8 protein-coding genes are annotated in these 11,040 nt (G+C 74.2%); 2 read left to right on the top strand and 6 right to left on the bottom strand.

All coding sequences use genetic code 11. The annotated features are described in order from the left end of the window. Positions 1-6: 6 nt before the first annotated feature. From RIU97_RS22985 to RIU97_RS22975, 3 genes are all read right to left on the bottom strand, one after another. A complete protein-coding gene (locus RIU97_RS22985) occupies positions 7-1,605 on the bottom strand; it encodes an acyl-CoA carboxylase subunit beta (protein WP_404959465.1) in 1,599 nt (532 codons plus the stop codon). Then, complete coding sequence (locus RIU97_RS22980; protein ID WP_404962906.1) at positions 1,602-3,362, bottom strand: acyclic terpene utilization AtuA family protein; 1,761 nt, start codon at positions 3,360-3,362, stop codon at positions 1,602-1,604. Before RIU97_RS22980 ends, RIU97_RS22985 begins: the two co-directional genes overlap by 4 nt. 98 nt (positions 3,363-3,460) lie before the next feature. Beyond that, positions 3,461-4,273, bottom strand: coding sequence for a TIGR03084 family metal-binding protein (locus RIU97_RS22975; protein ID WP_404959464.1), 813 nt, complete (start codon positions 4,271-4,273; stop codon positions 3,461-3,463). A 313-nt stretch (positions 4,274-4,586) separates the two neighbouring features. Here RIU97_RS22975 and RIU97_RS22970 point away from each other — a divergent pair, with 313 nt between their 5' ends. Continuing rightward, the gene (locus tag RIU97_RS22970; protein ID WP_404959463.1) at positions 4,587-6,209 is read left to right on the top strand and encodes a CocE/NonD family hydrolase; all 1,623 of its coding nucleotides are present in this window, start codon (positions 4,587-4,589) and stop codon (positions 6,207-6,209) included. Positions 6,210-6,366: 157 nt separating this feature from the next. After that, positions 6,367-6,708, top strand: a complete 342-nt coding sequence (locus RIU97_RS22965) for a DoxX family protein (protein ID WP_404959462.1) — start codon at positions 6,367-6,369, stop codon at positions 6,706-6,708. 55 nt (positions 6,709-6,763) lie between these two features. Here the strand turns inward: RIU97_RS22965 and RIU97_RS22960 are convergent, their stop codons facing one another. Genes RIU97_RS22960 through RIU97_RS22950 form a run of 3 tightly spaced genes read right to left on the bottom strand, consistent with a single transcriptional unit; the run spans position 6,764 to position 10,976 of the window. After that, positions 6,764-7,123: a DUF1801 domain-containing protein gene (locus RIU97_RS22960; protein WP_404959461.1), complete on the bottom strand. Its 360-nt coding sequence runs from the start codon at positions 7,121-7,123 to the stop codon at positions 6,764-6,766. After that, positions 7,123-8,079: an EamA family transporter gene (locus RIU97_RS22955; protein WP_404959460.1), complete on the bottom strand. Its 957-nt coding sequence runs from the start codon at positions 8,077-8,079 to the stop codon at positions 7,123-7,125. The genes RIU97_RS22960 and RIU97_RS22955 overlap by 1 nt, the downstream gene beginning before the upstream one ends. Positions 8,080-8,126: 47 nt before the next feature. Next, positions 8,127-10,976, bottom strand: coding sequence for an FAD-binding and (Fe-S)-binding domain-containing protein (locus RIU97_RS22950; RefSeq protein WP_404959459.1), 2,850 nt, complete (start codon positions 10,974-10,976; stop codon positions 8,127-8,129). Positions 10,977-11,040: the final 64 nt, after the last annotated feature.

The raw sequence follows: 11,040 nt of genomic DNA, 5'->3' as shown, positions 1-11,040 counted from the left end.
GCGGGCTCACATCCGGAAGACGCCGAAGCCGCCACGGGCGCCCTCGACGGGGGCGTTGTGGACGGCCGACAGGCACAGGCCGAGGACGGTACGGGTGTCGCGCGGGTCGATGACCCCGTCGTCGTACAGCCGCCCGGACAGGAACATCGGCAGGGACTCGGACTCGATCTGCGCCTCGACGAAGGCGCGCATCCCGGCGTCGGCCTCCTCGTCGTACGGCAGCCCCTTCGCGGCGGCGGACTGCCGGGACACGATGGAGAGCACTCCGGCGAGCTGCTGGGGGCCCATGACGGCGGACTTGGCGCTGGGCCAGGCGAAGAGGAAGCGGGGCTCGTAGGCGCGGCCGCACATGCCGTAGTGGCCGGCGCCGTAGCTCGCGCCGATGAGCACGGACAGGTGCGGGACCTTCGAGTTGGAGACCGCGTTGATCATCATCGAGCCGTGCTTGATGATGCCGCCCTGCTCGTACTCCTTGCCGACCATGTAGCCGGTGGTGTTGTGGAGGAAGAGCAGCGGGATGTCGCGCTGGTTGGCGAGCTGGATGAACTGGGCGGCCTTCTGGGACTCGGCGCTGAACAGCACGCCCTGCGCGTTGGCGAGGATCCCGACCGGATAGCCGTGGAGGGTGGCCCAGCCGGTGACGAGGCTCGTGCCGTAGAGCGGCTTGAACTCGTCGAAGTCGGAGGCGTCGACGATGCGGGCGATGACCTCGCGCGGGTCGAAGGGCGTCTTGAGGTCGGGCGGGACGATGCCGAGGAGTTCCTCGGGGTCGTACTTCGGCTCCTGCGCCGGGGCCGGATCCGTGTGGGTCTTGCGGTGGTTGAGCCGGGCGACGACGCGGCGGGCCTGGCGGATCGCGTCGTACTCGTCGAGGGCGTAGTAGTCGGCGAGACCGGAGGTACGGGCGTGCATGTCCGCCCCGCCGAGGGACTCGTCGTCGCTCTCCTCGCCGGTGGCCATCTTGACCAGCGGCGGACCGCCGAGGAACACCTTCGAACGGTCCTTGATCATGATGGTGTGGTCGGACATGCCGGGGATGTACGCGCCTCCGGCGGTGGAGTTGCCGAAGACGACGGCGACGGTCGGGATCCCCTCGGCCGAGAGCCGGGTCAGGTCGCGGAAGATCGCGCCGCCCGGGATGAAGATCTCCTTCTGGGAGGGCAGGTCGGCGCCGCCGGACTCCACGAGACTGATGCAGGGCAGGCGGTTCTGCCGGGCGATCTCGTTGGCCCGCAGCGCCTTCTTCAGCGTCCAGGGGTTGCTGGCGCCGCCGCGGACGGTGGGGTCGTTGGCGGTGACCAGGCACTCGACGCCCTCGACCGTGCCGATGCCGGTGACCATGGAGGCGCCGACGGGGTAGTCGCTGCCCCAGGCGGCCAGCGGGGACAACTCCAGGAACGGGGTGTCCGGGTCGAGGAGCAGCTCGACGCGCTCGCGGGCCAGGAGCTTGCCGCGCTGCTTGTGGCGGGCCGTGTACTTCTCGCCGCCGCCCTGCAGGGCCTTGGCGTGCTCGGCGTCGAGGGCGGCGAGGCGTTCCAGGGCGGCGGTACGGGCCTGCGCGTGCTCGGGGGCGTGCGGGTCGACGGTGGTGCGGAGGCGGGTCATGGGCCGGTCCCCTCCGGGGCGGTTTCGGGCAGCAGGTGGGTCGGGATGTCGAGGTGGCGGGCGCGGAGCCATTCGCCGAGGGCCTTGGCCTGGGGGTCGAAGCGGTGGCCGGAGGCGACGCCGGCGCCGAGGATGCCGGTGAGGGTGAAGTTCAGGGCCTTCAGTTGCGGCAGCGCATGGCGGGTGACGGGGAGACCGCGGGTCTCGGGGAGCAGGTGCCGGAGCACCTCTGCGGTGAGCGTGTCGTGCAGCCAGACCCAGGCTTCGTCGGATTCGACCCACACCCCGACGTTGGCGTCCCCGCCCTTGTCGCCGCTGCGGGCCCCGGCCACCGCCCCCAGGGGGGCGCGGGTGGTGGGCCCTGCGGGCGGCTCGTCCCGCACCCCGCCCCTTCCCGCACTGGGGCTCCGCCCCAGACCCCGCTCCTCAAACGCCGGAGGGGCTGGATTTCGGCTGGCGTTTGAGGCGCGGGGTTCGGGGCGGAGCCCCGACGGGGTCTGGGGCGGAGCCCCGGTTTCGGGAAGGGGCGGGGTGGGGGAGAGGCTCCGCGCAGCGGATACCGGCAGGCGGGTGCCGTCCGGGAGGACTGCCACGTGGGGGACCGAGTCTGCCGGGGTCAGGGTCGAGGTGAAGACCCCGTACGGCTGGGCCGGGCCCGGTGGGGTGGTGACGTGGAAGCCCGGGTAGCTGCCCAGGGCCAGTTCGACCGCCGTCGAGGTCAGCGCGCGGCCCACCCGGTCCGGGGACGGGTCGCGGACCACCAGCCGCAGCAGGGCACTGGCCGTCTCCTCCGTCGGGGCGTCCTCGTGGTCCGTGCGGGCGAGGGTCCAGTCGGCGGTGGCCACGCCGTCCAGGGCCTCGGACATCTGCGTGCGGACCAGGGCCGCCTTCGCTTCGATGTCCAGGCCGGTCAGGACGAAGACGACCTCGTTGCGCCAGCCGCCGATGCGGGTGACGCCCACCTTGAGGGTGGCGGGCGGGGGTTCGCCGAGCACGCCCGAGATGCGGACGCGGTCGGGGCCGTCCTCGGAGAGGCTGACCGTGTCCAGGCGGGCGGTCACGTCCGGGCCGAGGTAGCGCACGCCCTGGGTCTCGTAGAGGAGTTGGGCGGTGACGGTGCCGGGGGTGACGGCCCCGCCCGTGCCGGGGTGTTTGGTGATGACCGCCGAGCCGTCGGCGGAGATCTCCGCGAGCGGGAACCCGGGGCGGCGGACGTCGTGCGCGGTGAAGAAGGCGTAGTTGCCGCCGGTGGCCTGGGTTCCGCACTCCAGGACGTGGCCCGCTACCACCGCCCCCGCCAGCTGGTCGTAGTCGTCCGGGGCCCAGTCGAACCACCAGGCCGCCGGGCCGCTGACCAGGGCCGCGTCGGTGACCCGGCCGGTCACCACCACGTCCGCGCCGGCCGTCAGGCAGGCGGTGATGCCGCCGCCTCCGAGATAGGCGTTGGCGGTCAGGGCCCCGTCCTCGTGCCCGGTGAGGTCGTCGCCCTCGACGTGGGCCACCGTGACGGGGACGCCCGCCTTCGCCGCCAGGGCCCGTACGGCGTCGGCGAGTCCGGCCGGGTTGAGACCGCCCGCGTTCGCGACGATCCGTACGCCCCGCTCGTGCGCGAGCCCGAGCCCCTCCTCCAGCTGGCGCAGGAAGGTCTTGGCGTAGCCAAGGTCCGGGTTCTTCAGGCGGTCGCGGCCGAGGATCAGCATGGTCAGTTCGGCGAGGTAGTCCCCGGTCAGCACGTCGAGCGGGCCGCCGGTCAGCATCTCGCGCAGGGCGTCGAAGCGGTCTCCGTAGAAGCCGGATGCGTTGCCGATGAGGAGCGGCCGGCCGGCAGGGGGCCGGCCGGCGGGGGGCCGGGGCGTCACCGGGCGGCCCCCGGCTCGCGCCCCGCGCCCGCCGGGCCCGCGAAGGCCTGGGCGATGTCCAGCCAGCGGTCCGCGTCGGGACCGGTCGCGGTGAGGGCCAGGTCGGCGCGGTGGGCCCGCTGGGTCACCAGGAGGCAGAAGTCGAGCGCCGGGCCGGTGATCCGCTGCGGGGCGTCCGGCGGCCCGTACGTCCACACACCGGCGCCGTCGGGGGCCGTCAGCTCGACCCGGAACTCCCCGGATGGCGCGGGCAGTCCGCGTACGGCGTAGGCGTAGTCGCGGGCCCGTACGCCGATCCGCGCCACGTGCCGCAGCCGCGCGGTCGGGGCGCGGCGCACGCCGAGCGCGTCGGCGACGTCCTGGCCGTGCGCCCAGGTCTCCATCAGCCGGGCGCTCGCCATGGAGGCGGCCTTCATCGGCGGCCCGTACCAGGGGAACCGGGTGTCGGGCGAGGCTGCGGCGAGCGCCTCGCCGAGGGCGGCGCGCGTGGCCCGCCAGCGGGCGAGCAGTTCGGCGGGCGGCAGCGCCGCGCCCTCCTCCGCGCCCTCGTCGACGAAGGAGTCGGGGGCCTTCAGGGCCTCCTCGACCATGAGGCCGAAGCCGGTGGCGTCGGTGAGGGAGAGCAGTGAGGCGCGGTCGGTCCAGTACAGGTGGGCGATCTGGTGGGCGATGCTCCAGCCGGGCGCGGGGGTGGGCCGGGCCCAGTCGGCCTCCGGCAACTCCCCTACGAGTACTTCGAGTTCACGACCCTCCTCGCGCAGATCGGCAAGGACGGCGACGGCTGCGTCGACGGCGGACGGATCGGGCACGGTGCGCTCCCCTCTCGGCGTGAGGGAAGACTGGCAGTACCCGATAAAACAATCAAGCACGCTTGCATGGTTTTCTCGGGAGGCGACACCTTCCCGCCACCCGCACCAAATCACCGCAAAGGAAGGGGAGTTGCCGCACCGCCCGGCCGACCGCAGGTCCCGCGGCGCGGCGGCCGCCGGGCACGGAGGGGGCGATTCAGGCCGTAAGCCGGAAACTCGCGATACGTCACCGGATGTCCCGTCGATACTGAACGTTCCGCTCCGGGCCCGGGCGCGCACCACGTTCGATCCACGACGAAGAGGATGGACTGACGTGACTCCAGCCGCCCAACCCCCCTTCTCCCTCTATCCCGAACTCGACGCCAACGCCCTCAGCGCCTTCGTCGCCGCCCTGGAGAGCGGCGACGTCACCGGCCTCGCCCCCGCCCGCGCCGCGGAGGTCGCCGAGGTCCGCTCCCTCGCCGTGTTCACCCGCGGCAAGGTGACCGGCGCCGACGGAGACCTCCTCGACGCCGCGCTCTGGCGGCACACCGGGCCCCAGCCGCGCCCGGTGATCGTCATGCCCTCGCCCTGGACCAGCCTCGGCTGGCTCCCGTACGCCGTCCAGGCCAGCCTGTTCGCGGCCCGCGGCTACAACGTCCTCGCCTACTCCGCCCGCGGCTTCGCCGGATCCGAGGGCCAGGCCGACGTGGCCGGCCCGCTCGACGTCGCCGACGGCAGCCGGGCCCTGGACCACCTCATCGAGCGCAGCTCCGGCCCCGTGACCAGGATCGGCTTCCTCGGGGACTCGTACGGCTCCGGCATCAGCCAGCTGGTCGCCGCGCACGACACCCGCGTCGACGCCGTGGTCGCGCTGAGCAGCTGGGGCGATCTCGGGGAGGCGTTCTACGAGAACTCCACCCGCCATCTCGCCGCCGTCCGGGCCCTGCTCAAGGCGGCCGCGAAGGCGCGGCTGAGCCCGCAGACGCACAGCGTCTTCGACAACGTCCTGGGCAACCGCGACATCCCCGGCACCCTGCGCTGGGCGGAGACGCGCTCGCCCTTCAGCCACATCAAGGAGCTCAACCGCCGCCAGGTGCCGGTCTTCTTCTCGCACGCCTGGCACGAGACGCTCTTCCCGCCCAACCAGACCCTGAAGATGTTCAACGAGCTGACCGGCCCCAAGCGCCTCGCCGTCTCCATCGGCGACCACTCCGGGCCGGAGATGACCGGCATGCTCGGCCTGCCGAACCGGATCTGGACGGACGCCCACCGCTGGTTCGACCACCACCTCAAGGGCATCGACAACGGCATCGGCGCCGAGGGCCAGGTGCTCGGCGAGGTCATGTGGAGCAAGACCCTCGAACCCCGCCCCAGCTGGCCCTCCCTCACCGAGAGCGTGCAACGGCTGCACCTGGCCGACGACGGGGAACTGGCCGACCAGCCGCAGGCCGGCTGGACCGCGACCGTGGTGTGCGGGGTGGACACCCCGGCGACCGTCGCCGACAAGGTCGTCGAGTCCGGATACGACGAGATCGCCGGCCGCCCGAAGGTCTACCCGACCGACGCCATCGACCGCACCGTCGCCGCCGTGTGGGAAGCGGACCCGGCCGCGGAGACCGTCCGGCTGCGCGGCATTCCGCGGCTGCGCGTGACGTACCGGGCGGCGAACCCCGGCTCCACCTTCGTCGCGTACCTCCTCGACGCCGCGCCCGACGGCGCGGCCCACATCGTCACGCACGCCCCGTACACCGACGCCGACTCCCCGCCCGACAGCCTGATCAGCGCGGACATCGACCTCCAGGCGACGGCGTACGACGTGCCGCGCGGCCACCGCCTGATGCTGGTGATCGACGCCCGCGACCCGTTCTACGGCGACGCCAACCTGCCGCGCGCGACGCTGGCCTTCACCTCACCCGAGGCGACGCCCTCCTACCTGGACCTGCCGCTCGGCTGAAAGCCGTGAGCCCGCCCGGGCGGTCCCCCGCGGCCGGCCGGGCGGGCGTGCAAACCGAGGAGAAAAAAATTCCCCCGACCGGTCACACTCCTGCGTTCCCCCGGGTCAGTGGAGTGAAAGGCACGCAGAGAGCCGCCGAGCAGAGGGAGCCCGCATCATGTCCACCACCGCCACCGTCATCACCCTGGTCGCCGCTTTCATGGCCGGTTTCTCCGGCGCCTCGATCTTCTTCGGCGCCAAGTTCACCGTCGAGCCGCTCGCCGAGTACGGCGTCCCGCGGACCTGGTGGAGCTGGCTCGCCACCGCCAAGGTCGCCGGCGCCGCCGGCCTGGTCGTGGGGCTCTGGGTCCCGGCCGTCGGCATCGCCGCCGCCATCGGCCTGGTCCTCTACTTCACCGGCGCCGTCATCACCGTGCTGCGCGCCCGCTCCTACGCCCACGTCGCCTTCCCGATGATCTACGCCGCCCCGGCGGCCGTGGCCCTCGCCCTCGGCTTCTGAGCGCGTCGGCGGGGCGGCGGGGCGGCGGGGCGCCGCGCCGGCCTCCGCGACCGCGCTACGCGCAGACCGGCCCGGGGGCGGCCGTCGCCGTGGCGCGCAGGAGGTCGCGCAGGAGGTCGAAGTCGACCTTGGCCGGGTTGCGGAAGCGGAGGCAGGCCTTGCCCATGTCGTGGGCGGCCAGGCGGTCCTCGAAGGCGTCCCGTACGTCCGTGCGCAGCAGGTAGAAGGAGATGTACTGCTTCTGGTTCGCCCAGGCGATCTCCCCGACGGTCTCGCCCGGCCGCACGTACGCGGGCATCCCGTACGCGATGACCTCCTCGAAGCCCGTCAGTTCCGCGAGGCACAGTTCCCTCAGGCGGGTGAGGGCGGGGCGGCGGGCCTCGGGGGCCCCGGCCAGGTAGGTGACGACGTCCATCAGGCGGGCTGCTTCCGGATCTGGGAGCGGACCGCGCCCATGCTGGCCGCGATCACGAGGGCGATGGCCAGGGCGTCCAGCGCGGACATGGCCTGGTTCAGGACGAGGAAGCCCGCGGTGGCGGCGATGGCCGGCTCCAGGCTCATCAGGATCGCGAAGGTCGGGGCCGGCATCCGCCGCAGGGCGAGCATTTCCAGTGTGTAGGGCAGGACAGAGGACAGTACGGCCACGCCGACGCCCAGCGCGAGGGTGCTCGGGACCAGCAGGTCCGAGCCCGCGCCGACGATGCCCATCGGCAGCGAGAGGACCGCGGCCACGGCCATCGCCAGGGCCAGGCCGTCCGCCTGCGGGAAGCGGCGCCCCGTACGCGCACTGAACACGATGTACGCCGCCCACATCGCGCCCGCACCGAGCGCGTAGGCCGCGCCCAGCGGGTCGAGGGAGCCGAAGCCGAGGCCGCCCCCGCCGTGTCCGGAGAGCAGGACCACGCCGCCGAGGGCGAGGCCGGCCCACAGGACGTTCACCAGGCGCCGGGAGACGAAGACGGACAGGGCCAGCGGCCCGAGCACCTCCAGGGTGACGGCCGGGCCGAGCGGGATCCGGTCGATGGCCTGGTAGAAGAGCCCGTTCATGGCGGCCATGGCGACGCCGAAGGCGAGGACCGTGCCCCAGTCGGAGCGGGAGTAGCCGCGGACCTTGGGCCGGCACAGGAGCAGCAGCACGACCGCGGCGGCCGCGAGGCGCAGGGTGACCACGCCCGCCGCACCCGCCCTCGGCATGATCATGACCGCGAGGGCGGCGCCGAACTGCACCGAGATCCCCGCCGAGATCACCAGCGCGACCGGCCCGAGACCACGGCCACGGCCCTCGGCGGGCAGCGGGGCCGGTACGGGGGCGGGGACCGCCGCGGCGGTCGGCGAGGGCGACGGGGAGGTGGATGAGGAAGGTGCGGGCATTCATCCAGATTACGCGCTCCGTAAGGAGTGTCGAGCCGTGTCTTGCCTTACAGATCCGCTGCCAGACCCTCCGCCAGGAGTTCCGCCAGGTGGCGGGCCCGGACCCCACCCAGCTGGGCGATCTGGGTGCGGCACGAGAAGCCGTCCGCCTGGATCAGCGCCTCCGGACCGGCCGCGCGCAGCGACGGGAGCAGCTGTTCCTCCGCGCAGGCCACCGACACCTCGTGGTGGCCCGGCTCGAAGCCGAAGTTCCCGGCCAGGCCGCAGCAGCCGCCGCTGAGCTCGCCCACGAGGCCGGCGCGCTCGCGCAGCCGCCGGTCCGCCGCGTCGCCGAGGACCGCGTACTGGTGGCAGTGGGTCTGCCCGGCCACCGCACGTTCGAGTCGGGGCGGCTGCCAGTCCGGGGCGTACTCCTCCAGGGTCTCGGCGAAGGTGCGGACGGCTGCCGCCAGGCGGGCCGCGCGGGGGTCGTCGGGGAGGAGGGCGGGGAGGTCCGTACGGAGGGCCGCGGCGCAGCTGGGCTCCAGCACCACCACGGGGGCCCGGACGTCACCGAGGGCGGTCAGCGTGCGGTGGAGGACCTTGCGGGCCCGGTCGAGGCGGCCGGTGGAGACGTAGGTCAGGGCGCAGCAGACCGTTCCGCGGGGTGCGGACACCCTCAGGCCCGCGGCCTCCAGTACCCGTACCGCTGCGCGGCCGGCCTCCGGGGCGAGGTACTCCGTGAAGGTGTCGGGCCAGAGGGTGACGGTGGGGGTGGCCGTGGGTTCGGTGCCCTGCGGGCGGCTTCCGGGCTCTGCCCGGACCCGCGCCTCGAACGCCGGCGGGGCTGCAAGGTGCGCCGGCGGGGCCGGCAGGTTCGGGGCGGCTGGACGGTGCCCCGGCGGCAGCGCATCGCGCAGGGCCGCAGCACGGGCCCGCCACCAGCGGCTGAACGGCTCGGCCGCAAGGGCCGGGAGCCCCCGCTCCCGCGTCAGGCCCGGGACCGGGAGGACGCGGGAGGCCGCGTTCACCACGCCCGCCATCCGCAGCGCAGCGATCAGGCGGAGCCAGGCCGGGAGGCCGCCCAGGGTGTAGTGCGCGAGCGGGCGGATGCGACCCGACCAGTGGTGCTGCAGGAACTGCGCTTTGTACGTGGCCATGTCCACGCCCACCGGGCAGTCGCTGAGGCAGCCCTTGCAGCCCAGGCACAGGTCCAGCGCCTGGGCGACCTCCGCCGAGCGCCAGCCGTCCCGCACGATCTCCCCCGCGAGCATCTCGTGCAGCAGCCGGGCCCGGCCGCGCGTGGAGTGCTGTTCCTCCCCCGTGACCCGGTACGACGGGCACATCACCCCGGGCCCGCCGACGTCCGTGGTGCGGCACTTCGCGACCCCGACGCACCGCGCGACCTCTCCCGCGAACGGCGTGGCCGGCAGCACCGCGAAGCGGAGGTTCTCGTCGAGCCGCGCGGGCCGGACCAGCATCCCCGGGTTCATCCCGCCGACCGGGTCCCACACGTCCTTGTACGCGCCGAAGAGCCCGATCACCTCCGGCCCGTACATGCGCGGCAGCAGTTCGGCCCGCGCCTGTCCGTCGCCGTGCTCCCCCGACAGCGAGCCGCCGTGCGCGACGACCAGATCGGCCAGGTCGCCGGAGAAGGCGCGGAAGCGGGCCACCCCGGCCGCCGAGACGAGGTCGAAGTCGATGCGCACGTGCACGCAGCCCTCGCCGAAGTGCCCGTACGGGGACCCGCGCAGCCCGTGCGCGGCCAGCAGCGCGCGGAACTCCCGCAGGTACGCACCGAGCCGGGCCGGCGGCACCGCGCAGTCCTCCCACCCCGGCCAGGCCATCTCGCCCCCCGGCAGGCGCGTCGCCGTGCCCGCCGCGTCCTCCCGGATCCGCCACAGGGCCCGCTGCCCCGCCGGGTCGGTGACGACCACCGCGTCGAGCGCGTCGGCGCCCCGTACGAGCTCCCGCGCCGCGGCCTCGTCCCGCATTTCCACGAACAGCCAGGCCCGGCCCCGCGGCAGTCCCGTGGCCCCGCGCACCAGGTCCTCCGCCATCCCCTCCACCGTCAGCGGCCGGTACGGGAGCAGCCCGGCGGCCGCGTCCGCCGCCGCGCTCTCGTCGGCGTACCCGAGGACGGCCAGGACCGGCGCGCGCGGCGCCTCCACCAGGCGCACGACGGCCTCGGTCACCACCCCGAGCGTGCCCTCGCTCCCGCAGAAGGCGCGCGCGAGCTGCACCCCGCGCTCGGGCAGCAGCGCGTCCAGTCCGCCGTAGCCGGAGATCCGCCGGGAGAAGCCGCCGCCCATCCCGGTGCGCAGGACGGCCAGGTTCCCGTCGACCAGCTCCCGCAGGCCGCGCGGCGCCCCCGACCAGCCCGTCCCGATGCGGTGGGTGGCGCCCCCGTACGCCGTCACCGCCAGCTCTGCCACGTTGTCCGCGGTGGTGCCCCAGGCCACCGAGTGGGCGCCGCACGCGTTGTTGCCGATCATTCCGCCGAGGGTGCAGCGGGAGTGCGTGGAGGGGTCGGGCCCGAAGGTGAGCCCGTACGGGCGCACCGCGTCCCGCAGCCGGTCGAGCACCAGGCCGGGCTGGACCACGGCGGTGCGGGCGGCCGGGTCCACCGACACCACGGCGTTCATGTGCCGGGTGAGGTCGAGGACCACTCCGGTGCCGGTGGCCTGGCCGGCGATGGAGGTCCCGCCGCCGCGCGGGACGACCGGGACGCCGGCCGCGGCGCACACGCGGAGGGCGGCCGCCACGTCCTCGGCGTCGCGCGGGGCGACCACACCGACCGGGACGCGCCGGTAGTTGGAGGCGTCCATGGTCGCCAGTGCCCGGGCGGCGGCCCCGAAGTCCACCTCTCCGCGCAGCTCCGCCCGCAATGTCCGTTCGAGTTCCCCGGGTGACGTCACGCCCCCACCCTCGCACCGTCCGGCTGCGTCTCATCGGGTGGACGCGCCTCCAAGGGGCGGACCT

It is taken from the genome of Streptomyces sp. 147326 (assembly GCF_045000215.1).
Classification (GTDB): Bacteria; Actinomycetota; Actinomycetes; order Streptomycetales; family Streptomycetaceae; genus Streptomyces.
This window is presented reverse-complemented; position numbering and strand designations above follow the sequence as displayed.